Consider the following 22,928-nt stretch of genomic DNA (forward strand, 5'->3'; position numbering starts at 1 on the left):
CCTCCGGCACGGAGTTACGGGTGAATGAACCCGGCGGTCCACCTGGACGGCATCACGAAGCGATTCCCCGGGGTCGTCGCGAACGACGACGTTGATCTCACGGTCGAGCGGGGCAGCGTTCACGCCCTGCTCGGCGAGAACGGGGCCGGCAAGACGACGCTGATGAACGTGTTGTACGGCCTCTACGAGCCGACCGAGGGAACCGTCGTCCTCGACGGGGAGCCGCAGTCGTTCGACTCGCCGCGTGACGCCATCGACGCCGGTGTCGGAATGATCCACCAGCACTTCATGCTGGTCGATCCGATGACAGTCTGGGAGAACGTCGTCTTAGGCAACGAGCCGAAGGCGTGGGGGGGCCTCCGAGTCGACAAGACCGCGGCCCGCGACGCCGTTACCGAACTGAGCGAGCGGTACGGGTTCGACGTGGATCCCGACGCGACGATCGCGGACATCTCCGTCGGCGAACAGCAGCGCGTCGAGATCCTGAAGGCGCTGTACCGCGGGGCCGACGTGCTCATCATGGACGAGCCGACAGCGGTGCTCACGCCGCAGGAAGTCGAGGAGCTGTACGGGGTCTTCGAGGAACTCACGGACCAGGGGAAGACCATCATCTTCATCTCACACAAGCTCGGCGAGGCGCTCTCCGCCGCCGACGACATCACGGTCCTCCGGGACGGACTCAACGTCGGAACCGTCTCGGCCGCGGACGTGACCCGCGAGGACCTCGCGGAGATGATGGTCGGCCGCGAGGTGTTGATGGAGCCCGCGGCGTCCCCGCAGCCTCCGGGCGACTCGGTGCTCGAAGTGACCGGGCTGTGCGTCGACGACGACCGCGGCGTCGAGGCCGTCTCCGACCTCTCGTTCGAACTCAGGGCCGGCGAGGTGCTCGGCGTCGCCGGCGTCGACGGCAACGGTCAGTCACAGCTCGTCGAGGCAGTCACGGGCCTCCGAGAGGCGGCGAGCGGTGAGATCCGCTACCGCGGCGAGTCGATTCTCGGGACGACCCGTCGCGAACGGATCGACGGCGGCATGGCGTTCGTCCCGGAGGACAGACACGAGCGCGGGCTGGTGATGTCGTACGACCTCACCGAGAACGGGATCCTCGGGAGCCAACACGACCCGCCGTTCGCACGGGGCGGACGGCTCGACTGGCGGGCCTCGCGCGACCACGCCGAGTCCGTCATCGAGCAGTACGACGTGCGGCCGCCGGACGCGGAGGCGACCGCCGAGTCGCTGTCGGGCGGGAACCAACAGAAGTTCATCGTCGGCCGCGAGTTCGAGCGCGACCCCGACCTCGTCGTCGCGATGCACCCGACTCGCGGGGTCGACATCGGCTCCACGGAGTTCCTCCACGACCGCCTGCTCGACCTGCGCGCCGAGGGGAAAGCCGTGTTGCTGGTCTCCTCGAAGCTCGACGAGGTGCAGGGGCTCTCGGACCGGCTCGCGGTGATGCACGAGGGGTCGTTCTCGGGCGTCGTCGACCCCGCGACCGTGACCGAAGAGGAGATCGGTCTCTTGATGGCGGGGGAACCGCTCGACGACGACTCGGTCGAGCGCGCGGCCGTCCACGGCGACGCCGACCCGACGGACGGGGGTCCCGATGAGGATCCGATGGACGGGACCGCGGGCGAGGGGGTGGACGCGTGAGCGACTCCGGGCCCGGCTCCGGAACCGATCCGGACCGAGTGCCGTCGCTCGCGCGTCGGGTGCTCGCTCCGTTCGCCGACCGGAGCGTCGCGGAGCGGCTCGTGATAAGCCTCGCCGCGATCGTGTTGTCGATCGCCGTCGGCTTCGTTATCGTGCTCGTCTCCGGTCGCGTCGCCGAGTGCACCACCGCGGCGTGGACGATGCCGGTGACGGGCATGGGGTTCTGTTACGATCCGGTCGAGGTGTACGTCGTCCTGTTCAACGGCGCGCTCGGGTACCCCTTCGCGGTCGGCGAGCCGGGACTCCTGAACCCGACCTGGTCGCCGTTCAACCTCTCGTTCGGCCTGACCCTCTCGGAGACGACGCTCCTGATCTTCACCGGGCTCTCCGTCGCCGTCGCGTTCCGCGCCGGCCTGTTCAACATCGGGACGCAGGGCCAGTTGGTCGTGGGAGCGCTCGCGACCGCGCTGACCGTCCTCGCGGCCGCGCCGCTGTTGCCCGAGGGACCGGCGGCCGGGGTCGTCCTGATACTCGTCGGCACCGCGGCGGGAGCGGTCGGCGGGGGGTTCTGGGGCGCGATTCCGGGCGCGCTGAAGGCGTACGCCGACGCCAACGAGGTGATCACGACGATCATGCTCAACTTCGTGGCGGCGAACGTCGCGTACGTCCTCGTGTTAGAGGTGTTCCGCGCCGAGGGCTCGTCGGTCGTCGCGACGCGGTACGTCCCGGAGTACGCACAGATACGCCCGTGGCTGTTCTCTGACAGCAGCGACTTCGCCCTCGTGGCGCTCGCCGCGGGCGTCGTCTGCATCGCCGGGCTCTATTACCTGCTCGAACACACGCCGTTCGGGTACGACCTCCGAACGAGCGGGGTGCAGGCGGCGGCCGCCGAGTACGGCGGCGTGAACGCGAAGCTCACGACCGTCAGGGCGATGACGCTCTCCGGAGCCATCGGCGGTATCGGCGGATCGGTGTGGGTACTGATGTCCGAGGGTCGCTGGATGGCGTCGGTCCCGGACCTCGGCTTCGACGGGATCACGGTCTCGATCCTCGCGGGCAACAACCCGATCGGCGTGCTGCCGGCGGCGTTCCTCTTCGGCCTGCTGAAAGGCGGTGCCTTGGAGATCGGCTTCCAGACGGACGTCCCGACCGAACTCGTCGGCGTGTTACGCGGGCTCATCATCCTCTTCGTCGCGATGCCGGAGTTCTTCCGGATGATCGGCCGGTTCGTCGGGATGGGGTCCGGTGGGACCGGCGGCGTCGCGGCGACGTCGTCGGAGGCGGGCGAGGCCGCCACCGAGGGAGGTGAGACCGATGCGTAACGTGATTCAGTCCGACTACGTGCGGTCGCTCGTCGTCGGAACCGTCGCCGTGCTCGGGCTTCTCGGCGTCGCCGGACTGGCGTTTCCCGAGTCGGTCGCCGGCGACCTCGCCGGGATCGTCTTCTCCGCGAGTACGGCCACGTCGACGGCGCGGCTCGCGGCACCGATCGTGCTTGCCGGGCTCGGCGGCATCTTCGCCGAGAAGTCCGGCGTCATCAACATCGGGCTGGAGGGACTGCTGATCATCTCGGCGTTCGCGTCGGTGTACGTCGCGTCGCTCGTCGGGATCGGAAACGCCCTCTTCGGCATCCCCGGGATCTGGGTCGGATTCCTCGCCGGGATCGCCGCCTCGACGGCGCTTTCCGGCGTCTTCGGGATCGTCTGCATCGAGTTCAAAGCCGACCAGATCATCGCCGGACTCGCCGTGTGGCTCATCGCGTTGGGGCTCGCGCCGTTCATGTCGACGGTGTTCTTCGGCGGCGTCAACACCCCGAACCTCGGCGCGAACGTCGGCTGGCGGTACTCGACGGCGATGGTCGCGCTCGCGACGCTCGCCTCGTGGTGGACGCTCAACCGCACCGCGTTCGGCAAACACCTCCGTGCGGCCGGAGAGAATCCGCAGGCGCTCGACACCGTCGGCGTCTCGGTCTCGAGAGTTCGGCACGCCGGAGTGCTCCTGTCCGGCGTGCTCTCGGGCGTCGGCGGGTCGGCGCTGGCGCTGTCGATCGGTCAGTTCGTCGGCTCGGGCGAGACGATGGTCCAGGGGAAGGGGTTCATCGCCATCGTGGCGTACCTGTTCGGCAACTACAACCCGATCGGCACGCTCGGCGCGGGCGTGTTGTTCGCCGGCCTCGACGCGGTTCAGGTCCGCCTCCAACAGCTCGGGTACGCCGTCCCCGACACGCTAGTCCAGACGATCCCGTACGTCGTGGTGATCGTCGTGCTCGCTTTGGTCGGCCGGACGCGGATCCCGGAGGCGGCCGGCGAGCACTACGAGACCGAGGAGTGAGCCCAGGGGCGTCGGAATCGTCGCGGGGCGGTCGTGTCGCTGCCGAGGCGACCGAATCGGGAACAAAGAGTTTTGCCACCGGGGCGACCACGCACGTGGTATGAGCATCGACGAGTACGACGTCGTCGTGGCGGGTGCCGGCACCGCCGGCTGTTACGCGGCCGCGACGATCGCGAACGAGGGGCTCGACGTCGTGATCGTCGAGCGGAAGGACGCCGAGGAGGCGGGCCACATCGCCTGCGGCGACGCGCTCAAGGGCGCGGACGCCTTCCCGGAGGCGATCCCGAAATCGCAGTTGGAACCGGCCTTTACCAACACCGGCGTCGACCACGGGCGCTTCGAGATCCCGCAGGAGGACACCGTTCTCGAGATCCCCGTACCCGGCGAACTCGCAGTCATCGACCGCTGGGAGTACGGTCGACGGATCATCGAAGGCGCGGAGAACGCCGGCGTCGACTTCCACTACGACACCGTCATCAACGACGTGGTTCAAGCCGAGGGCGGTCGGGTCACCGGGCTGCGGGCCAAGCGGAAGGGCGACCAACGGACGTACGAGGCGGACGTGGTCATCGACGGTGCGGGGTCGCTGTCGCTGCTTCAGGACAAAGCCGACTTCGAGGGGACCACCTTCGACACGAACGTGCGGTACTCGCAGTTCTGTTCGGCCTACCGCGAGATAGTCGAGGTGCCGGAGCCGGTCGAGTGGGACGACGCGCTGGTGTTCAAGGCGACCGACCGCGCCGCGGGCTACCTCTGGTACTTCCCGCGGACCGCGACCGAGATCAACGTCGGGCTCGGCTTCCAGATGAACGAGGAGCCGATGCAGCTCGTCGAGGCGCTGAAACGCGACCTCCGGAACCGCCCCGAGTTCGAGGGCGCGGAGGTCCGCGACAAGCTCGGGGCCGCCCTCCCGACCCGCCGCCCGTACGACTCCGCGGTCGCGCCGGGGTACATGGCGGTCGGCGACGCGGCGGGCCACGTCAACCCCACCACCGGCGGCGGCATCGCCGGCGCGGCGTACGCGGGCAAGTACGCCGGCGAGCAGGCGGTGAAGGCGATAAGCGACGGCGACGTGAGCGAGGAGAACCTCTGGCGATACAACACCCGCGTCATGGACCACTTCGGCGGCCGGTACGCCGGTCTCGACGTGTACAACGTCCTCTCGACCGCGGTCGACGTCGACGACCTGATGGGGCTTCTCGCGTCGCTGCCGGGCGAGAAGCTCGCCGAGGCGCTGTACGAGGGGTCGACGTCGATGTCGTTCGGGCTGAAAGTGAAGGCCGCGATCCAGAGCTTCGGCTACTGGGGGACCATCCGGAACTTCTACCAGACGAAGTCGCTGGCGGACGAACTGCTCGACCACTACGACGCATATCCGACCAGTCCGGCCGCGATGGCGAACTGGACCAGCGAGCGCGACGCGATCATGGACCGCGTGTACGAGACGACCGGCGCGGACGCGAAGTACTGAAGGCGGTCGCGGCCGGACGGAGCGGGGCGGTTCCGCTCAGTCCCACGTCACCCATAACAGGAACGCGAGCGCGAGCGTCTGGAGCACGTGGACGACGACTCCCGCCCGCCACGCGAGCGGCGGCATGTCGGTTGCGAACCAGCCGGACAACACCGGGTGGAACGAGTAGATGTACACCGAAAGCGCGTTCTGTGCGAGCAGGAGCGCACCGAACACCGCCAGCCCGGCGGCGTGTTTCGAGCGTATCGCGAGGTAGTTGCGCGCCCAGATCCACGTGAGCGCGAACAGCATGGCAACGTTGAGCGCGACGCTGGCCCGCGCGACGTCTATCCAGGGCATCGGGGTAGTCGCCTCCGCTGCGGGAGCCCCGCTCCGATCGCGGGCGGGCCGATCATAACGGTCTGCCCTCTGCGATCTCCTCGACTAAGTCCCAGTGGCGCTGTGTCCCCTCTGTCGGGTAGTACACCGTTCCGTAGCCGTCGCCGGTGCGTTTCACCACGTCGTGGTCGCGGAGCACGTCCAAGTGGTGTCGCACCGTCGTGTAGTCCAGATCGAGTCGGTCTGCGAGCTGATTCGCGTTCCGGGGGCGCTCGTCTATCGCCCGGAGAATGCGGACTCGATTCGGGCCGCCGCGGGTCCCGGTGAGCACGTACCAGAGGACGGCCTCCATACCCGAACAGAAGGGGCTCGCGACGCCTAAACCTACCGCCAGCCCAGAAGAACCGGCGTCGGAACATGAGCGGTTTTCGGCTCATATTTCCCCCGCACCGACCCGTCGGATCGCGCCGGCGAGCACGTCGACGCCGACCGAGATGTCGTCTTCGACCACGTCGAATTCGCCCGTGTGGTGCCCGCCCGGATGGTCGGTCCCGATCCCCACGTAACAGGCGAGTCCGCCGCGGTCTTGCACCCGCTGCATCAGGTAGGTGGCGTCCTCGGAGCCGCCGAGGTCGCCGCGGTCGCGGATGGACGTGACGCCGTCGACGCCGGCGGCGACCGATCCGACGACGTCGGCGAGCGCGCCGTCGCTTTTCGCGCTCGGGGCCTCGCCCTTCGTGGCGATCTCTACGTCGCAGTCGCACATTGCGGCGGCCGAGGTGAGGATCCGGTCGGCGTGTTCGGACGCGTAGTCGGCAAGCTCCGTCGTCGCGCCGCGGACCTCGCCCTCGATGAACGACTCCTCCGGGATGACGTTCGTCGCCGTGCCGCCGCCGACGACGCCGGCGTTCACCCGCGTCGGGCCGTCCGCGTGCCGCGGAATCGCGTAGAGGTTCTGTATCGCGACCGCCATCGCCTGCACCGCGTTGCGACCCGCCTCGGGCCGCGCGCCGGCGTGGGCCGACTCGCCCGTGAACTCCGCGCGGAAGTGGCGAACCGCGAGGAACCCGTCGATCCCGCAGACGACCTCGCCGGAGGGATGGTCGAGGCCGACGTGGACCGCGAAGAGGTACTCCACGTCGTCGAGGTGGCCGGATTCGGCCATCGGTCTCCCGCCAGCGACCTGCTCTTCGCCGGGCTGGAAGAACACCTTCAGCGTGCCCGCGAAGTCGGAATCGAGCACCGCATCGAGCGTCGCGAGTCCGATCGTCGCGTGGGCGTCGTGTCCACAGGCGTGCATGTACCCCTCGTTCTCGGAGCGGAACCCCTCGGCCACCGGGACGTGGTCGGGCGAATCGGACTCGGCGATCGGAAGCGCGTCGATGTCGACGCGCAGTCCGATCACGGGACCGTCACCCCGCTCGGCGACGGCGACGCAGCCGGTGTACCCGCCGGACAGGTGGTCGACGACCTCCGGGTCCGCACCCGCCTCGCGGGCTCGCGCTTCCCACTCGGCGAGTTCGTCGTCGCCGGGGACGTTCATCCGATCGGCGGCCGCGAGCGCGTCGGGCCCGACGTGGAGCGCCGTCAGGTCGCGCTCGCGGAGCGCAGAGACGATTCGAGCGGTCGTGTAGAACTCACACCACGCGGGCTCCGGATGGCGATGGAGGTCGCGACGGAGCGCGCGGTACTCGGTACTACCGTGGTCTGCCATACCAACCCGGTCGCGGGGCTGGGGCTTAAATTCCAGAGGAGGATGTCGCCCGTGGTACCCTGATCAAACGTCGACCCGTCTGCGTCCGGCAGGCCTCCGTCACGGGTGACCGGAAGTCCGGTAGCGTCGCTTCGGCGGGTGTCTGAGAGGCCGATCAGTCCCGGCGATGTCCGAGCGGCTTCTTCTGGTCGACTTCGACTTCGACGTGGATCGAGTCCGGGAAGTCGCGCGCGACGACGTCGCGCGCGATGTCGTCCGAGCCGTGGATCTCCATCGAGCGCTTGTACACGTCGTAGCTCCACGGCGAGAACTCGTCGCCGGCGCGGAGCCGTTTGTAGAGGGGGACGCGAACCGTCTCGGCGGGCGTAGCGTGGGGGCCCTTACACTCCGCGCCCTTGCGTTCGAGGGTCGACTTCAGCTCTTGGACGGTCTCTGCGAGCACGTCGCGGTCGCCGGACGCGAACGAGAGTTTCGTGACGAAGGTCATCTGGGGGTCGTGCGTGTGTGGTGGCCCGAAGAGTAAAAGCGCACCTACCTGTCCGGCGGTCCGCGACGTTCCCGCGCGGTTCCGGCCGATCCGCCGGGATGCGTACAAAAACGGGTGCGTGTCACCGGCTGCCCGCCGCGCAGATCCGCCGACGGCGGCTGAAACGCCCGGTGCGTTGATGAGTCCGACACCCTCTTTAGGGGTGGTTGCTTACCTGACGCTAATGACGGTCGAAGCGACAAGCGCTGGAGCCATCCTCTTCCGCGATACCCGCGGCGAACGGGAGTACTTGCTCCTGAAGAGCCGTCCGGGGGACTGGGAGTTCCCCAAAGGCGGGGTCGAGGGGGACGAGGAACTCCAGCAGACGGCGATACGAGAGGTCTCCGAGGAGGCCGGGATCGAGGATTTCCGGCTGATCGACGGCTTCCGGAAGGAGTACGACTACGTGTTCGAGGCGAACGGAAACACCATCCACAAGACGGTTCACCTGTTCATCGCCCGCTCGTTCGAGGCGAGCGCCGAGATATCGAACGAACACCGCGACCTGCAGTGGCGCGACTACGACCAGGCGATAAACACGATCACCCAAGACGGCCCCCGTGACATCCTCGAAGACGCACACGAGTACCTCGACGAGCGGAAAGACGAGGAGACGGACGAATATATCTGAGACGGCGCGATCGCCCGGAGTGATTCGGTCAGTGGGTCACAGACGGTTCTCCCGTCCTCGTCCGGAGCAAAGCGCCGGCGGTGTCTCCGAGCAGACCGTTTTTTGTCGACCGGCACCGAGCCCCGAGTCGTGACTCCCGACGCCGAGTTCGGCTACGAGCTCCTCGTCTGTCGGTACGCCGAACTGGCGTGGCACCCCGGCGACGGCCCGCGGCCGGTGATCGTCTCCCGCCAGCTCGGCACCCGCGAGCGCCGGTGGGACACGGTGGTGATCGAGGTCGATCCGGCGGCGTTCGCGGCGCGGCGGGCCTTCGGCGACCGGGCGATCGGCTCGGACCTCCTCCACGTCGTCCGGAACGCGCCCGCCGAGTGGGCGTGGTACCGCGACGCGCTCCCCGATCCCGGCTACCCGTGGCGCTACGTCCGCGAGGCGATCCATCGGGCCGCCGACCGAAATCTGATCGAGACGCGCCGGAACGGTAACCGGATACAGACCCGCCGGAAGCGACCGTACCCGGACTGGGTCCGACGGATCGTCGCGGTCGAGAACAAACCCGACCTGGACCGGTCCGCCGCCGATCGGCTCGCCGACCAGCTCTCACACGACGTCGAGACCTCCCTCGCGGACGAGGCCTGGCTCGCGACCGAGACGACGGGCGATCGGATCGAGCGCGCCCTGCTGCGCGAGATGCCCGTCGAGGTCGGCGTCCTCGCGACCGACTTCTCCGACGGCGTCGACGGCGCGAGCGGTGACGTCGCGTGGCACCCGAGCGACCTGTCGCCGGCCGGCGGCGACCGCGATCCCGACGCGGAGACCCGACGGCTGGAGATCGCAGAGCGGGCGTACGGGAAGGGGTGGCGGTCGTTCCACGACACGATGCGACCCGACTGCCGCCACTTCGAACTCCGCCGCGAAGGCAGGGCGCTCGTGCCGAACTGCGCAGCGAAGTCAACGCTCCCGACCGCGCGGGAGTGCTCGGGGTCGTGTCCCCAGTTCTCGCCCGAGCCGCCCCAGTGGCGAACGCGGGGGTGGCCGATCGGCGGCGGCCCCGGAAAGGGGATTCAGTGGCTTCTGGACCGCCGCCGGGAGCGCGAGCGCGACGGGATCTCGGGCGACGACGCGGTCGGTCGCGGCGGCGCGGGAGGAGATCGGGGCTCGGCCGAGCCCGACCGCGACGCCTGACGGAACGATTCAAGTGCGTATCGACGCGATCGGAGGTATGCGGTTCCCGAACCCGCCGCTCTCCGAGTACGCCACGACGACGGTGATCGTGGTCGCCACCCTCGCCGTCCTCCAGTACACCGGTCTCCTCGCCGACGGTTCGGGCGAGTTCGACCCGGTGTTCCTCGTCGTGGTCGCCGTGACGTTCCCGGTGTTCTCGTACCTGATCGCCGCCCTCGCCGCGAACGTTCGGTGGCTCCCCGAGTGAGCGTCGCGAGGTACGGAGCGCGCGCCGGTGGGGCGCCCGCGTCAGCGCCGCCTACGCCAGCGCCGCAGCCAGCTTCTCGACCGGGTGCGGCGGCTCCGGCGCGCTCGCGTCGCGCTCTTTCAGCTGCGTCCGACAGGAGGCACCGGGTGCGACGACCTCGTCCCCGTCGCTCGCGTCGACCTGATCGAAGAGCGTCTCGCCGATGGCCTTGCTCATGGAGTAGTGTTCGGCCTCGTAGCCGAACGACCCGGCCATGCCGCAACACGAGGAGTCGAGGGGGTCGACGCCGTAGCCGGCACGGCGGAGCACGCCGACCGCGTGGTGGTCCTTCTTCGTCGCCTTCTGATGACAGTGTCCGTGGTACGTGAGCGCCTCCGTGGGCGCGTCGAGACCCATCGTCTCGTCGAGGCGGTGCGCGTCGACGTACTCCATGATTCCGTAGGTGTTCTCCGAGACGGCCGCCACGTCGGCGTCGGGGACCGAACTGGCGTCGCCGTCGAGCAGGTCGTGATAGTCGGACTGGAGCATGACGGCGTCCGTCGGCTCGACGACGACCACGTCTTTCCCCTCTCGAACCTCGGGCGCGAGCGTCTCGACGGCGTCTCTCGCCGTCGCTCGCGACTTCTCTAGTAACCCCTTCGAGTGCGGGGGCCGACCGCTGCCGTCGACGTCCGGAATCCGCACGTGGCAGTTCGCGGCCTCCAACACCCGGACCGCGGCCTTGCCGGCACCGGGGTTCGTGTAGGTCGTGTACACGTCGGGGAACAACAACACCTCGCGGTCGGCCTCGGCTCGCGGGATTCCCGCGCCGCCGCGCGCGTCGAACCAGTCGGTGAGGCTCTCCGACCGGAACGCCGGGAGGTCGCGTTCCTTGGCGATCCCGAGGAGCTTCTCGCCGAGGAGCCCCGCGCCGGGCAGCTTGTTCGGGAGGTTCGACAGCGGCGCGAGCTTCGACCCGAGCGGGGCGAGCGACTCGAAGCTCCCCAGAAGACGGGTGCGGAGGTCGACGCCGTGTTCCTCGTGGTGGGCGTGTTCGACCTCGGCTTTCAGCTTCGCCATGTCGACGCCGCTCGGGCAGTCGACCTTACAGCCCTTACAGCCGACACACAGGTCCATCACCTCGGTGACGAACTCGTCGTCGGTGGGATCCTCCGGAAGCTCTCCGCTCATCGCTCCGCGGAGCATGTTGGCGCGCCCGCGCGTCGCTTGAATCTCCTCGTCTGCGGCGCGGTAGGTCGGACACATCACGCCGCCGGTCGTCTCCTGTCGCCCCCGACAGCCGCCGCAGCCGTGACAGAGTTCGACCATCCCCTGCATGCCGTTGTCGACCGCCCACTCCAGAGCGGGGTCGAACTCGGCGTCGTACTCGTACTCGGAGTCGAATCGCAGGTCCTCGCTCATGTCGTGGTCGCCGCAGACGTTCCCGGGGTTGAGAAGCCAGTCCGGGTCGAACGCGGTCTTCAGATCGCGGAAGGCGTCCCACAGGTCGTCGCCGTAGAGCTTCCGGTTCCACTGCGTCCGCGCGTGTCCGTCCCCGTGCTCGCCCGACACCGACCCGCCGAGCCGGACGACGGCGTCGGTGACCCGGTCCGCGATGTCGACCATCGCGTCCACCTCCTCGACGTTCTTCGTGTTGATCAGCGGGCGGATGTGGAGCACGCCCGGACCGGCGTGCGCGTAGAACGTCGCGAAGGTGTCGTTGTCTTCGAGGATCTCCTGGAACTCGCGGGTGTACTCGGGGAGGTGCTCCGGCGGGATCGCGCAGTCCTCGATGAAGGAGATGTGCTTCTCGTCCGTGGTGCGCGAGAGCAGGATCGGGAGCCCGGACTTGCGCATCTTCCAGAAGCGCTCGCGGTCGTCGGGGTCGTGCGCCTCCATCGCGTCGACGGCGCGGCGCGGCTGGCTCGTCGTCTCGGCGGCTCCGTCGTCCGGGGTCTCGATCGTCTCCGGGCCGCCCTCGGCCTCGGGCCCGACGCGGTCGGCGACCAGATCGGCGACCTTCTGTCGCCCCTCTTCGTCGCTCTCGGCGTAGAACTCGACTAAGAGGACGGAGTCGGTTCCGTCCGGCAGCATGCCGACCACGTCGGCGAACTCGGGCGTGTCCGCCGCGAGTCCGAGAAGCACGTCGTCCATCACCTCGACCGCCGAGGGGTCGTGTTCGAGGATCGGAGCCACGTCCTCCATCGCGTCGAGCAGGTCGTCGTAGGTGAGAAGCGCCACCGCCTTCGTCTCGGGGATCTCGACGAGCGAGACGGTCGCCTCCGTGACCGTCGCGAGCGTTCCCTCGCTGCCGGCCATGAGCCGACCGAGGTTGACGACGCCCTCCTCGCCGTACTCCCCGCGGTACTCCGCGAGCAGCCGGTCGAGGTTGTAGCCGGAGACGTTGCGTTTCATCTCCGGGAATCGCTCGTCTATCTCCGCGGCCTCCTCGTCCAGAATGCGGACGATCTCGGCGTGGATCCGGTCGAGGAGGTCGTCGCTGTCGGCGTCGGCGGACTCGCGCAGGTCCGAGACGCGCTCTTCTCCGAAGGTCGTCACGGTGCCGTCCGCGAGCACGACCTCCAGTTCCTCGACGTAGTGGTCCGTCTTGCCGTACTTCAGCGAGTGCGACCCGGTGGAGTTGTTGCCGATCGCGCCGCCGACCGCGGACTTGTCGCGCCACGCCGGGTCGGGCGCGAACTTCAGTCCGTCCGACTCGACGGCGGCGTTGAGGTCGCCGACGTACGCCCCGGCCTGCACCCGCGCCGTCGCCGCGTCGGGATCCGCCTCGAGAACCGCGTCCATCTCGCCGGTGAGATCGAGGACGACCGCCTCGTTGACGGTCTGCCCCGCGAGCGACGTGCCGCCGCCGCGCGGGAGCACCGGGACCCCCTCCTCGAAGCAGTACTCGTGGACCGCGGCGACGTCCGCGGTCGACTCGGGGATGACCACGCCGATCGGCGTCACCTCGTACGCCGAGGCGTCCGTCGCGTACATTCGCTTCGAGTACTCGTCGAACCGTACGTCGCCGTCGACCCGGCGGTCCAGCGCGTCGACGAGGTCCGGCCGATCGACCGCTCCCCCGGTGTAATCGAAGTTCCCCCCGTCCCGCGGGTCCGGCGTGTTGGTTGCCATGTGAGACTGTCACGGTCGAACGGTCAAAAACCTCCTGACGTCGGCGAGGGTGACGGGCGCGCTGTCGGCGGCCCTGCCCGCGGCGAGTGACGGGGAACGCGGCGAGACTCTCACGAACGATCGGCACAACACCCATATGCGTCCCCCCGAATCGTCCGATATGTCACTCGCCGACCGATCGACGTTCAAACGTCGGCTCGACGATCTCGGAGTCACCGTCAGCGAGGGCCCCGAGAGCGCGTGCCGCGATCTGATAGCCGAGGCCGCGGGCGACCCCGCCGTAGGCGTCTCGGACGCCCCGCTTCCCGACCGGGTCGAGACGGCCCCGACGACGGCCGACCTGCGGGCGGCCCACACCGGCGTCACCGACGCCGAACTCGGCGTCGCGGAGTACGGCAGCGTCGCGATCGAGGCCGACGCCGCCGGCACGGAGCCGGTGAGCCTCTTCGTCGACCGCCACGTCGTCGTCCTCCGCGAGCGCGACCTCGTTCCCGACATGCCGGACGCGTTCGACTGGCTCGGCCCGAAGACCCGCGAGGGGTCCGTCGACGTCGTGTTCGCGACCGGTCCGAGCGCGACCGCCGACATGGGCGGGCTCGTCCACGGCGCGCACGGTCCGAAGGAGGTCCACGTGGTGCTGCTTCGCGAGGACGGGGAGACGGAAGACGGCGGACCGGCGGGGACCGAAGGGGGAGACCGCGATGAGTAGCGACGCCGCGAAGGCCGACCGGATCCGCGAACTGATGGCGACCGAGGGCGACGCGGTCGCAGAGAACACCCGCGGGTTCAACGAGGGTCGGTACGAGTCGACGTCGCGGCTCGACGACTACGAGGAGCTGAAAGGCGAGGCGCGCTCGATAAAGGAGGACGCGATCGCCCGGCTCCCGGAGCTTATCGAGGAGGTGAAAGAGACCGTCGAGGCCAACGGCGGCACCGTCTACGTCGCCGACGACGCCGACGACGCGAACCGGTACATCACGGAGCTGACCGCCGAGGAGCGCGACGCCGACCGGCTGGTGAAATCGAAGTCGATGACCTCCGAGGAGATCGAGGTCAACGAGGCGCTCGAAGCCGAGGGCGTCGACGTGGTCGAGACCGACCTCGGCGAGTGGGTGCTTCAAGTGGCCGACGAGGCCCCGTCGCACATCGTCGCGCCGGCGATCCACAAGTCCCGCGAGGGGATAGCGGAGCTGTTCGAAGAGCGGTTCGACCCCGAGGACCCCCCGGAGACCGCGGAGGAGCTGACGATGTTCGCCCGCGAGCGGCTCGGCGAGCTGATCGAGGACGCGGACGTGGGGATGACGGGCGCGAACTTCATCGCCGCGGACTCGGGCACGATGATGCTCGTCACGAGCGAGGGGAACGCCCGGAAGACGGTGACGGCGACCGATACCCACGTCGCGGTCGCCGGCGTCGAGAAGATCGTCCCGAGCGCCGAGGAGTTCGCCCCCTTCGTCGAGCTGATCGGCCGGTCGGGTACCGGACAGGACGTGACCTCCTACATCTCGACGCTCACGCCGCCGGTCGATTCACCGGTCCCGGACTTCGAAGACGACGACGAGCCGCTCGCCGACGGCTCCGGCGACGACCGCGACTTCCATCTCGTTCTGATCGACAACGGCCGGCTGGCGATGCGCGAGGACGAGGAGCTGAAAGAGACGCTGTACTGCATCCGCTGTTCGGCCTGCTCGAACTCCTGCGGGAACTTCCAGAGCGTGGGCGGCCACGCCTTCGGCGGCGAGACGTACTCCGGCGGCATCGCCACCGGCTGGGAGGCGGGAATCGAGGGGCTCGACACCGCCGCCGAGTTCAACGACCTCTGTACCGGCTGCTCGCGCTGCGTGCCGGCGTGTCCCGTCGAGATCGACATCCCGTGGATCAACACGGTCGTGCGTGACCGGATCAACCGCGGCGAGGCCGATCCCGGCCAGACGGACTGGATGTTCGAGGAGCTGGTGCCGGACGAGGAGCCCGCGGGCCTCGACCTCGGCACTCGGATCGTCGGCAACTACGAGACGCTCGCGAAGTGGGGGAGCCGGACCGCACCGATAGCGAACCGCCTCGCCGACGTCGGGCCGCTCCGCGCGCTCGGCGAGCGCGTGGCGGGGATCGACCGCCGACGCGACCTCCCCGACTTCGCGAGCCAGTCGCTCGTCGACTGGTTCGAGGCCCGCGGCGGGGCCGCGGTGTCGCCCGAGAACGCGAGCCGCGAGGCCGTGCTCTACCCGGACACCGCGACCAACTACGTCGACGTCGACCGCGGGAAGGCGGCCGTGCGCGCGTTGGAGGCGATGGACGTGCACGTCAGGGTCCCCGACCTGCCGGGGAGCGGACGACCCCCGCTCTCGCAGGGTATGGTCTCGACGGCCGCGGCGAAGGCCGAGGACGTGTACGCCGGACTCGCGACCCACGTCGACGCCGGCCGCGACGTGGTCGTGATCGAGCCGAGCGACCTCGGGATGTTCCGCCGCGAGTACGAGAAGTTCCTCCCCGAGGCGTCTCACGAGCGCCTCGCCGACGCCAGCTACGACGTGATGGAGTACCTGTTCGGACTCTTGGAGAACGGCGGCGACCCGGCCGGTCTGCGCGCGCCGACCGCGGGGACCGGCCCCGTCGCGTCCGGGACGCGCGTCGCGTACCACCCGCACTGTCAGGCCCGGACGATCGGCGTCGGCGAGCACGCGACAGCCGTGATGGAGCGACTCGGCTACGACGTGCGGACCTCCGACACCGAGTGCTGCGGGATGGCCGGCTCCTTCGGCTACAAACACGACTACTACGAGCTGAGCATGGACGTGGGCGAACCCATCCGCGAGCAGTTCGGCGACACGGACCGGACGGTCGTCGCCGCCGGCACGTCGTGTACCGAGCAGATCGACGCGCTGCTCGGAGACGCGCCGATGCACCCGGTCCAGCTGGTCGCCCCGCGGGAGTGACCCCGCCGTCACCGGCCCGATCCGAGCCACACGCTCGGCCGGTCCGCCGGTCGAGCGCGCACCGTCTGACGGGCGTCGTTCGACAACGAACGCTTATTAGGCGCGCTCGTGACCGTATCGGATATGAACGCGGCTCCACAGGAGATCACGTCGCTCGTCGGTCGTGAGGTCTACTCGAACAACGGGGTTTTCGTCGGTGAGATCGAGGACGTGCGCCTCGATCTGGACGCGCAGGCGGTGACCGGGCTCGCGCTCGCCGAACTCAACCACGAGCTGTTCGCGGGGCGTGTCGAGCGGAACACGGGCGTTATCGTCCCGTACCGCTGGGTGCGCGCCGTCGGCGACGTGGTGTTGGTCAACGACGTCATCGAGCGGTTCGACACAGGGTCCGACGAGGAGGAGGCCGACCAGCCGCCGCGGTGAATACGCCCTCAGGCCGAACGGTCTCAGAACGGTAACGCGTCGCGAAGGGTCGATAAGACGCCGCCGCTCGTCCGCCGCTTCTCGTCGAACACGGGGTACACCGCGTCGAGGAGTTCCGTCTCGTTCTCGAACCGACGCTGAGGAAGCTCGTCGAGCACCGCGGCGAGCGAGACCGTTCGACCCGCGGCGTCGTACGGGATCTCCGGGTCGTCGAGCGCGCCGACGATCTCCTCGCTCGTCGCGGGGAACGACACGCCAGCTTCCTCGATCCGGGCGTCGAGCACGGCGATCCCGAACTCGATCGCCTCGGGTTCCGAGGATCCGCCGCCGGGTGGGCGTGCTGCCATCGAGACGGCTTACTCGCCCCGAACGCTTGAAACCCATGCTCTTTCGCGGGCGGGTCGCTTTCTCACTCGGGTACCGACTCCTCCGGCGGCGCGGCGTCGAGCACGGCGAGTTCGACCCCGTCGCCGGCGCGGTCGAACGCGGCGACGGCGTCGTCGTCGTACGGCGGGACGGCGACGAGCACGACCGCGGCGAGGTCGTCCGTCTTCGAGACGCCGAGAAACCCCTTCGGATGCGAGAGGAACCGCGCGCCGCCTCGCCCGACGGGCGTCCCGAGGTCGACGCCGAACACGGCGTTCACCGCGCCGCCGACGCCCGCCGGCGTGAAGTGTGTCAGCACCGGCGTCTCCGGATCGAGTCCGGTGGGTTCCTCGAAGTCGCCGGCGGGAGTCGACGAGAGGCGGAGGTTCGTCGCGGTCGGGTCGCGGTCGGCGGCGTGGTCGAGCAAGACCGTCAACAGGCCGCGCGTGACGTGGATCACGGCGAGGCGAGTCCGGCCATCGGATCAGATACCGATCGCGTCGCGGAGCGTCTTCGCGTACAGCCCCGGCGCTTTGCATCTGGACCCGGAAAGCGCGTCCTCGACCGCGATCGCGGCCCGCTCGTGGACGCCGACGCCGTGACCGACTAACACGCGGTCCGGGTCGCGTCCGGACAGCGCCGTCGTCGGGGGCGTGAGCCGGAGCATCGGGTGGACGCCGAGCCGCTCGCGGTCGCCCCGGAAGTACGACGCGGAGCCGAGCGACTCGGGAACGACGAGCGTCTCGCCGTCGAAGAACCCGACCTCCTGCCACGGCGGCACGGCGGTGTCGCGGACCCGGAACGTCTCGAATCCGGTGTCGGCCAGCCGAGATCCGAACCGCTCGACCGGCGCGTCGAGGTCGTCCGCGACCCCGGTCATCCAGTCGGCGACGTAGACGGGAACGTCGTGACGGTTCGCGATCGCCGCCGCGTCGCGCTTGTGGCGGTCGAGCCCGACGACGACGCCGGCGACGGTGCCGAGTTCTGCGATGAGGTCGTCGACGCCCGGCGCGTCGACCGGGTCGAACACCCACACGTCGCTCTCTCCCGTCTCGTCGTTCGAGACCGCGACGGCGTGGCTCGCGCGCTCCATCGTCTCGTTCGGATAGGCGATCCAGCCGACGCCGCCGTCGTATCTGTCGATCTCGTGGAGGTCGGCCTCGCCGTCCGCTTTCATTCCCATACCCGTCGTTCGGGCCGAACCCCTTTCAACCCGTCTCCGGCGGAAGGAGTCGAGGAACCGACGGGCCGCGGTCCCTACGCCTCCGTCTCGGCGACGAGCCGCTCGCGGATGTCGGTCGCGTCGACCGCAGCCCACGCCTCGACGTCGTACGTCACGTCCGCGAGCGTTTCCAGTCGGTCGGCGTCACCGCTCTTGATTGCCGCGACCGCGTCCGCGGAGAGCCGATCGAGCACCGCCGTAGAGAGCGCCTCGCGGTCGACGCTCCGCTCCGGCACGTCGAGGATGTGCGGGAGGTCCTCGGCGTCGGGCGGGAGCGACGGGAAGGCGGCGGGACCGACCGCGAGCGCGACGCGGTCCGACGAATCGACCGTCGTACCGGCGTCGTTCGCGTCCGGCGGCGCAACCGACTCCGGCGTCGACCCGGACTCCGCGAGCGCGTCCGGCGGCGCGGGGACGAGCGCGTACTCCGCGACGGCGACGTCGATGGCGGCCGCGATGGCCTCCTCGTCGACCGCCGCGCGCTGTTTGAACGCGAGCTCTGCGAGCGCCCGAGAGAGTTCCGCGCGCGTGAGCCACTCGAAGAGGTCGACGACTCCGGCGAGATCGTCGCGGGCCGCCACGCTCGGCGCGTCCTCCGCCGTCACGTCTCGTCACCCGGAGCTGTGTCGGGTGCGGTGTCCTCCGGCGTTCGATGGCCGTTCCGGCGCCGGCGTACGTCCTCGGCCGTCGCCCGTTCCGCGGCGGGAGCGGCCGTTGCGGAATCAGTGACGTCTGCGATATCGGTGCTCGCCGCCTCGGCGACGTCGGCGGGCGATATCGGCGCGTCCCTCCACGCCGGGAGCCGCGTGTCCGGCCCCGGCGGCGCGAGCGCGTCGGCGTACGTCTCGACCTGTGCGCGCTCGTCCTCCCGGTCGAACGCGAGCCCGTTGAACGCGGCGTCGGTCTCGTAGCCGCGGATCAGGTCTGCAGCCGCCTCGCGATAGCGGCTCGCGAGCGTGTCGTACGCGACCGAGACGCCGGCGTTCTCGACGGCCCGGAGCGTCGCCGCCCCGACGGCTCGGCTCATGTCCGCGAGCCCGGTCGGCCCGTCGACGGAGCGGTGGTCGTGCTCGTACCGCCCGAGGTCGACCTGCGCGCTGTCCGCGAATCCGGCGTGCTCGAACGCCTCGCCGAGCGTCCCGACCTCCAACCCCCACCCGCGCTGGAGCCGGAGCCGGGAGACGAGGTCGCTCGTCGCCGCGAACTCGCCCGCGAGCGCGTAGCGGAACGCGTCGAGGTACGCCACGACCTCCTCGTCGCCCTCGGCGTCGTCGGCGATCGCTCGCACGAGCGGGCGGAAGAACAGCCGGAAGAGCCGCCCGTACAGCGACCCGTCCTCGACGCGCGCGTAGTACCCCTTCGAGAACTCGTGGCCCCGGGCGAGCGGGAACAGCAGCCGGTCGACGAACGCGGGCGAGTACGTCTTCGTGTCGGCGTCGTGGACGACGACGTACTCCGAACCGAGCGCGCGGCCGAGCCCGAGCCACACGTCGCGTCCCTTCCCGCGGCTGCCGTCGAGCCCGTGGTCGCGGAGCAGGTCAGAGAGACGGGGGCCGCCACACCAGAGCGTCTCCACGTCGACGTCGAACCCGTCGAGCCAGCGGACGAAGGGCGCCACGCGTTCGGCGGGGGCGCGGAGGGGAACGATCACGCGGGCCGGCGCGACGGTTTCGAGCGCGGTCAGGACGCGCTCGGCCGCGAGCGTCCCGTACTCGCGTTCCGTCATCGGGACCACGACCGCCGCCCGGCCGGTGGGGGCGTCCGGCCGGTGGTCGGTCAACGCGTGCAGTGTCGTCACGCGCTCTTGGACGTACTCCATTGGAAGGAGACAGGGGCGCGACACCCTAAATAGGTGCGATACCCGCGGTGCGTTCCGGTCCCGGTCGACGCCGGATCCCGCGCCCTGCGACACGGTGTCGACGCCGGTCGGCCTCAGTCGACGCCGGTCAGCCTCGGACGACACTGGTCGACGCCGGTCGACTCCGGTCGTCGCTCTCAGGCCGCCGACTCCGCGCCGGCCGCGCCGCCCGGCACGCGGCCCGCTCGATCGAGGACCGCGTAGACGGCGACGAGGGCGACGAGCCCGCCGGCGAGCGCGAGGAAGACGGCGTCGTAGCTCACGCCGGCCTCGATCGCCTCGCCGACGACCCACGACCCGGCCGCCTGCGTGGACATCATCCCGGCCGAGAACACGGCGTACGCCGAGGCCCGCGACTCGTCCGGCAGCGACGCGAGGAGGTAGGTGTCGCCCGCGGGAAACAGCATGTGGATCGCGAACCCCACGACGACGCTCGCGGCGACCACGGTGACGACCCCCGACGCGAAGACGACGAACACGACGCCGACGATGAACGTCGAGACGATCCCGAGGAGGTACGGGACGTGCGGGAGCCGGTCGGCGAGGTCGCCGGAGACGAGGAACGCGGGGACGCCGGCGGCGAAGATCACCGTGAGCAGGTTGCGCGCGGTCGCCGTCGGAAGCCCCTTGTCGATCATGTACAGCTCGTAGAAGTTGAACAGCCCCTGCCAGACGAAGCTCGTGAGGCCCATCAACACGACGCCCGCGAGGATCAGCCTCCACTCGCCGCGCGCGGCGCCGAGGAAGTCCGTGTCCCGCGCGCCGGCCTCCGGGAGGTCGGTCCGGTTCGCGAGCGCGACGAAGACGAGCGTGGTCGCGGCGGCGACCGCGGCGAGCCCGTAGAAGGCCGCGCGCCAGTCGTACCACAGCGCGACGGTGACGATTGGCGCGGCGGCGACCGCGGCGAGCTGGCTCGCCATCCCGTGGACGCCCATCACCCGACCGACGCGGTCGGGGAACAGCTCCGCGACGAACGGGTTCGCGGCCACGAAGTAGACGCCCGAGGCGCAGCCGATGGCGAACGCGGCGACCATCAGCGTCGGCACACCGGGGGCCACCGCGACGCCGAGCGCGCCGAGCGTCACCACCGCACCGGAGACGCAGACGACGACCTGCCGCGAGATGCGGGTGAGCGCCCATCCGGCCGGGACGCGCGGGGCGGCCGACCCCAGCCACGCGAGCGTGACGATGAGTCCGGCGGTCCCCTCGCCGATCCCGAACTCGCCGATGAACTCACCCACGAGCGGGGCGAACACCACCCGCGCGAAGTTCACGAGGAAGACGAGGGCACAGAGCGAGCCGAACAGGCGAGTCCGTGACACGAGCGGCCTTTCTCGCGGTGTGAGACAAACGTTCCGAAAGGCCGCGACGCGTCGAGCTGGGTCGAGACGCGCGGGCGTCCGATCGAGCGGCAACGGGTCGCCACCGCCCGCACCGTCCGACCGACGTCGTACGGGGTTTTTATACAGCCACGCGATCAACGAGGATTCATGAAATCGACACGGAAGGGACTGCGGGACGGCGACCTGTTCAAGGACACATACGAGCGGCTCAACTGCGCCGAGTGCGAGATGGTCTTGAAAAAGAAGAACGATCCCGACGAAGTGTTCGCGGTCCGCGTCTGCCCGGAGTGCGGAGCGACGTACAAGGAACTCCGGTAACGGTCCCCGTCCCCGGATCGGTCGTCACCGCCGATCGCGACCCCGCCTTTGCGGCGGGAATCGGTCTCTCCCTCCCCTCGCCGTCACCGCTTTTCTCTCGAGCCCGGAACGCGTCTCGCAGCTTCACCGCCGCGATCTACTCGAACACCGCGTCGAACGCCGACGCGCCGAGCGGATCGAACGTGCCGGCCGCGACGTTCTCGCGGACGTGACGGAGGTCGGCCGTTCCGACGAGCGACGACGTGACGCCGGGCGCGCTCCGCGCGAAGTTGAGCGCGCGTTGAGCCGGCGTCTCGCCCGAGAGCGTCGCGTCGACGTCGTCCGGGATCGCGCCCTCGACCGCGAGGTCGCCCTGTCCGATGCTCGCGCTCGTCACCACCGAGAGACCGGCCTCGTGGGCGAATTCGAGCGCCGAGAGCGGACCGTCGGCGTCGGAACCGGGCGGGGTCGGCTGGTTCGCCCGCGTGAACGCGTCGGCCATCGCGACGTTGAAGGGGAGTTGGACCGCCTCGAAGCCGTGGTCGTCGTCCGGGCCGACGGCCGCGCCGGCGGCCTCGGCCCGCGAGAGCACCTCGGCGAGCGAGAGGTACCCCTCCGCGCCGGCGGGCACGCGGAACGCGTCCCACGTCGCGACGCCGTACGCGCCGACGTCCCCCGCGGCTCGCCGCCGCTCCAACAGCTCGAAGGCGGCCTCCAGCTGGTCGTACACCTCGTCTCTGGAGCGGGCCGCGAGCTGCGTCTCCGGGTTGTGCACGTAAAAGTAGTCGACCGCGTCGAGCCCGAGCCGCTCCAGCGACCGGTCGAGCGACCACGACAGGAACGCCGGTGCGATCGCGTGCGCGCCGTTCGCGAGGTGAGCCCGGTCGACGATACCCGGATCGAGGAACCGCTCGCGGACGTACGCGCCCGGGTCGTCGGGACGCTCGCCGTCGAACGGGAGGAACCCGCCCTTCGTCGCCACGACGACCGCCTCTCGGTCCGTCGGCGAGCGGCGGACCGCCTCGCCGACGACGCGCTCCGCGCGCCCGGCCCGGTAGTTGCTCGCGGTGTCGACGTGGTTCGCGCCGGACCGGAGCGCGAGTTCGATCGCCGCCCGGGAGGCATCGTCGACCGCGGCCGTCGGCTCGCCGAGGTACGTCCCGATCCCCACGCTCGCGGCCACGCCGGGGCCGAACCGCCTGAAGTACGTCCGGCCGAAGGCGTCGCCGAACGCGTCGCGGTAGTTCCAGAGGGCTTCGCGGGTCGCCATGCGTGTGGGTCCGGCCGTCGAAGACATAAGGT

The 22,928-nt window shown here is 69.9% G+C and carries 23 protein-coding genes; 11 read left to right on the forward strand and 12 right to left on the reverse strand.

Annotation, left to right across the window (positions count from 1 at the left end; translation table 11 throughout):
* The first annotated feature begins 24 nt into the window (after nucleotides 1-24).
* The 4 genes from NO930_RS05095 (at nucleotide 25) to NO930_RS05110 (ending at nucleotide 5,449) form a co-directional block, all read left to right on the forward strand.
* Nucleotides 25-1,647, forward strand: coding sequence for an ABC transporter ATP-binding protein (locus NO930_RS05095; protein WP_256402707.1), 1,623 nt, complete (start codon nucleotides 25-27; stop codon nucleotides 1,645-1,647).
* Nucleotides 1,644-2,969 (forward strand): ABC transporter permease, encoded by a 1,326-nt coding sequence (locus NO930_RS05100; protein ID WP_256402708.1) that lies wholly within the window; start codon nucleotides 1,644-1,646, stop codon nucleotides 2,967-2,969. Before NO930_RS05095 ends, NO930_RS05100 begins: the two co-directional genes overlap by 4 nt.
* Nucleotides 2,962-3,978, forward strand: a complete 1,017-nt coding sequence (locus tag NO930_RS05105) for an ABC transporter permease (RefSeq protein WP_256402709.1) — start codon at nucleotides 2,962-2,964, stop codon at nucleotides 3,976-3,978. Before NO930_RS05100 ends, NO930_RS05105 begins: the two co-directional genes overlap by 8 nt.
* A gap of 100 nt (nucleotides 3,979-4,078) precedes the next feature.
* Complete coding sequence (locus NO930_RS05110; protein WP_256402710.1) at nucleotides 4,079-5,449, forward strand: geranylgeranyl reductase family protein; 1,371 nt, start codon at nucleotides 4,079-4,081, stop codon at nucleotides 5,447-5,449.
* A gap of 36 nt (nucleotides 5,450-5,485) precedes the next feature.
* Here NO930_RS05110 and NO930_RS05115 read toward each other — a convergent pair whose 3' ends face one another.
* From NO930_RS05115 to NO930_RS05130, 4 genes are all read right to left on the reverse strand, one after another.
* The gene (locus NO930_RS05115) at nucleotides 5,486-5,788 is read right to left on the reverse strand and encodes a DUF8036 family membrane protein (RefSeq protein WP_137783652.1); all 303 of its coding nucleotides are present in this window, start codon (nucleotides 5,786-5,788) and stop codon (nucleotides 5,486-5,488) included.
* Between the two features lie 52 nt (nucleotides 5,789-5,840).
* On the reverse strand, nucleotides 5,841-6,119 hold the full coding sequence (locus tag NO930_RS05120) for a winged helix-turn-helix domain-containing protein (protein WP_137783651.1): 279 nt from the start codon (nucleotides 6,117-6,119) through the stop codon (nucleotides 5,841-5,843).
* An 81-nt stretch (nucleotides 6,120-6,200) separates the two neighbouring features.
* The gene (locus NO930_RS05125; protein WP_137783650.1) at nucleotides 6,201-7,481 is read right to left on the reverse strand and encodes an amidohydrolase; all 1,281 of its coding nucleotides are present in this window, start codon (nucleotides 7,479-7,481) and stop codon (nucleotides 6,201-6,203) included.
* 154 nt (nucleotides 7,482-7,635) lie between these two features.
* A complete protein-coding gene (locus NO930_RS05130; protein WP_256402711.1) occupies nucleotides 7,636-7,968 on the reverse strand; it encodes an uS10/mL48 family ribosomal protein in 333 nt (110 codons plus the stop codon).
* Nucleotides 7,969-8,191: 223 nt separating this feature from the next.
* On the opposite strand from NO930_RS05130, the gene NO930_RS05135 reads away from it, so the two are divergent.
* From NO930_RS05135 to NO930_RS05145, 3 genes are all read left to right on the forward strand, one after another.
* Nucleotides 8,192-8,638 carry a bis(5'-nucleosyl)-tetraphosphatase gene (locus NO930_RS05135; protein WP_049982929.1) on the forward strand — a complete coding sequence of 149 codons (447 nt, stop codon included), beginning with the start codon at nucleotides 8,192-8,194 and terminating at the stop codon, nucleotides 8,636-8,638.
* A gap of 129 nt (nucleotides 8,639-8,767) precedes the next feature.
* On the forward strand, nucleotides 8,768-9,820 hold the full coding sequence (locus NO930_RS05140; protein WP_256402712.1) for a DUF5787 family protein: 1,053 nt from the start codon (nucleotides 8,768-8,770) through the stop codon (nucleotides 9,818-9,820).
* A gap of 37 nt (nucleotides 9,821-9,857) precedes the next feature.
* Nucleotides 9,858-10,067, forward strand: a complete 210-nt coding sequence (locus tag NO930_RS05145) for a hypothetical protein (RefSeq protein ID WP_137782695.1) — start codon at nucleotides 9,858-9,860, stop codon at nucleotides 10,065-10,067.
* Between the two features lie 51 nt (nucleotides 10,068-10,118).
* Here the strand turns inward: NO930_RS05145 and NO930_RS05150 are convergent, their stop codons facing one another.
* Nucleotides 10,119-13,181 carry an FAD-binding and (Fe-S)-binding domain-containing protein gene (locus NO930_RS05150; RefSeq protein WP_256402713.1) on the reverse strand — a complete coding sequence of 1,021 codons (3,063 nt, stop codon included), beginning with the start codon at nucleotides 13,179-13,181 and terminating at the stop codon, nucleotides 10,119-10,121.
* A gap of 160 nt (nucleotides 13,182-13,341) precedes the next feature.
* Between NO930_RS05150 and NO930_RS05155 the strand changes: the two genes are divergently transcribed.
* From NO930_RS05155 to NO930_RS05165, 3 genes are all read left to right on the forward strand, one after another.
* Complete coding sequence (locus tag NO930_RS05155; RefSeq protein WP_256402714.1) at nucleotides 13,342-13,890, forward strand: LUD domain-containing protein; 549 nt, start codon at nucleotides 13,342-13,344, stop codon at nucleotides 13,888-13,890.
* Nucleotides 13,883-16,117, forward strand: a complete 2,235-nt coding sequence (locus tag NO930_RS05160) for an LUD domain-containing protein (RefSeq protein ID WP_256402715.1) — start codon at nucleotides 13,883-13,885, stop codon at nucleotides 16,115-16,117. The genes NO930_RS05155 and NO930_RS05160 overlap by 8 nt, the downstream gene beginning before the upstream one ends.
* A 123-nt stretch (nucleotides 16,118-16,240) precedes the next feature.
* Nucleotides 16,241-16,540: a PRC-barrel domain-containing protein gene (locus NO930_RS05165; RefSeq protein ID WP_137784373.1), complete on the forward strand. Its 300-nt coding sequence runs from the start codon at nucleotides 16,241-16,243 to the stop codon at nucleotides 16,538-16,540.
* Nucleotides 16,541-16,563: 23 nt separating this feature from the next.
* Here NO930_RS05165 and NO930_RS05170 read toward each other — a convergent pair whose 3' ends face one another.
* From NO930_RS05170 to NO930_RS05195, 6 genes are all read right to left on the reverse strand, one after another.
* Nucleotides 16,564-16,887 (reverse strand): DUF5789 family protein, encoded by a 324-nt coding sequence (locus NO930_RS05170; RefSeq protein ID WP_137784372.1) that lies wholly within the window; start codon nucleotides 16,885-16,887, stop codon nucleotides 16,564-16,566.
* Nucleotides 16,888-16,949: 62 nt separating this feature from the next.
* Complete coding sequence (locus NO930_RS05175; RefSeq protein WP_256402716.1) at nucleotides 16,950-17,366, reverse strand: JAB/MPN domain protein-containing protein; 417 nt, start codon at nucleotides 17,364-17,366, stop codon at nucleotides 16,950-16,952.
* 24 nt (nucleotides 17,367-17,390) lie between these two features.
* The gene (locus NO930_RS05180) at nucleotides 17,391-18,083 is read right to left on the reverse strand and encodes a hypothetical protein (RefSeq protein WP_137784516.1); all 693 of its coding nucleotides are present in this window, start codon (nucleotides 18,081-18,083) and stop codon (nucleotides 17,391-17,393) included.
* An 80-nt stretch (nucleotides 18,084-18,163) separates the two neighbouring features.
* A complete protein-coding gene (locus tag NO930_RS05185) occupies nucleotides 18,164-18,733 on the reverse strand; it encodes a DUF7109 family protein (RefSeq protein WP_137784515.1) in 570 nt (189 codons plus the stop codon).
* On the reverse strand, nucleotides 18,730-19,947 hold the full coding sequence (locus NO930_RS05190; protein ID WP_256402717.1) for a glycosyltransferase family protein: 1,218 nt from the start codon (nucleotides 19,945-19,947) through the stop codon (nucleotides 18,730-18,732). The genes NO930_RS05185 and NO930_RS05190 overlap by 4 nt, the downstream gene beginning before the upstream one ends.
* Before the next feature lie 176 nt (nucleotides 19,948-20,123).
* The gene (locus NO930_RS05195; RefSeq protein ID WP_256402718.1) at nucleotides 20,124-21,308 is read right to left on the reverse strand and encodes an MFS transporter; all 1,185 of its coding nucleotides are present in this window, start codon (nucleotides 21,306-21,308) and stop codon (nucleotides 20,124-20,126) included.
* A 168-nt stretch (nucleotides 21,309-21,476) separates the two neighbouring features.
* Between NO930_RS05195 and NO930_RS05200 the strand changes: the two genes are divergently transcribed.
* Complete coding sequence (locus NO930_RS05200) at nucleotides 21,477-21,647, forward strand: HVO_0758 family zinc finger protein (protein ID WP_196219610.1); 171 nt, start codon at nucleotides 21,477-21,479, stop codon at nucleotides 21,645-21,647.
* Between the two features lie 136 nt (nucleotides 21,648-21,783).
* Here the strand turns inward: NO930_RS05200 and NO930_RS05205 are convergent, their stop codons facing one another.
* Nucleotides 21,784-22,896 carry an aldo/keto reductase gene (locus tag NO930_RS05205; protein WP_256402719.1) on the reverse strand — a complete coding sequence of 371 codons (1,113 nt, stop codon included), beginning with the start codon at nucleotides 22,894-22,896 and terminating at the stop codon, nucleotides 21,784-21,786.
* Nucleotides 22,897-22,928: the final 32 nt, after the last annotated feature.

Source organism: Halorubrum salinum, assembly GCF_024494575.1.
In the GTDB taxonomy this organism is placed as follows: Archaea; Halobacteriota; Halobacteria; order Halobacteriales; family Haloferacaceae; genus Halorubrum; species Halorubrum salinum.

Excerpts from the sequence above, each read along its gene's own strand:
- NO930_RS05095 (WP_256402707.1), top strand. The coding sequence starts at position 25 with ATGAACCCGGCGGTCCACCTGGACGGCATCACGAAGCGATTCCCCGGG.
- NO930_RS05105 (WP_256402709.1), top strand. The coding sequence starts at position 2,962 with ATGCGTAACGTGATTCAGTCCGACTACGTGCGGTCGCTCGTCGTCGGA.
- NO930_RS05110 (WP_256402710.1), top strand. The coding sequence starts at position 4,079 with ATGAGCATCGACGAGTACGACGTCGTCGTGGCGGGTGCCGGCACCGCC.
- NO930_RS05115 (WP_137783652.1), bottom strand. The coding sequence starts at position 5,788 with ATGCCCTGGATAGACGTCGCGCGGGCCAGCGTCGCGCTCAACGTTGCC.
- NO930_RS05120 (WP_137783651.1), bottom strand. The coding sequence starts at position 6,119 with ATGGAGGCCGTCCTCTGGTACGTGCTCACCGGGACCCGCGGCGGCCCG.
- NO930_RS05125 (WP_137783650.1), bottom strand. The coding sequence starts at position 7,481 with ATGGCAGACCACGGTAGTACCGAGTACCGCGCGCTCCGTCGCGACCTC.
- NO930_RS05130 (WP_256402711.1), bottom strand. The coding sequence starts at position 7,968 with ATGACCTTCGTCACGAAACTCTCGTTCGCGTCCGGCGACCGCGACGTG.
- NO930_RS05135 (WP_049982929.1), top strand. The coding sequence starts at position 8,192 with ATGACGGTCGAAGCGACAAGCGCTGGAGCCATCCTCTTCCGCGATACC.
- NO930_RS05145 (WP_137782695.1), top strand. The coding sequence starts at position 9,858 with ATGCGGTTCCCGAACCCGCCGCTCTCCGAGTACGCCACGACGACGGTG.
- NO930_RS05150 (WP_256402713.1), bottom strand. The coding sequence starts at position 13,181 with ATGGCAACCAACACGCCGGACCCGCGGGACGGGGGGAACTTCGATTAC.
- NO930_RS05155 (WP_256402714.1), top strand. The coding sequence starts at position 13,342 with ATGTCACTCGCCGACCGATCGACGTTCAAACGTCGGCTCGACGATCTC.
- NO930_RS05160 (WP_256402715.1), top strand. The coding sequence starts at position 13,883 with ATGAGTAGCGACGCCGCGAAGGCCGACCGGATCCGCGAACTGATGGCG.
- NO930_RS05165 (WP_137784373.1), top strand. The coding sequence starts at position 16,241 with ATGAACGCGGCTCCACAGGAGATCACGTCGCTCGTCGGTCGTGAGGTC.
- NO930_RS05170 (WP_137784372.1), bottom strand. The coding sequence starts at position 16,887 with ATGGCAGCACGCCCACCCGGCGGCGGATCCTCGGAACCCGAGGCGATC.
- NO930_RS05180 (WP_137784516.1), bottom strand. The coding sequence starts at position 18,083 with ATGAAAGCGGACGGCGAGGCCGACCTCCACGAGATCGACAGATACGAC.
- NO930_RS05190 (WP_256402717.1), bottom strand. The coding sequence starts at position 19,947 with ATGGAGTACGTCCAAGAGCGCGTGACGACACTGCACGCGTTGACCGAC.
- NO930_RS05200 (WP_196219610.1), top strand. The coding sequence starts at position 21,477 with ATGAAATCGACACGGAAGGGACTGCGGGACGGCGACCTGTTCAAGGAC.
- NO930_RS05205 (WP_256402719.1), bottom strand. The coding sequence starts at position 22,896 with ATGGCGACCCGCGAAGCCCTCTGGAACTACCGCGACGCGTTCGGCGAC.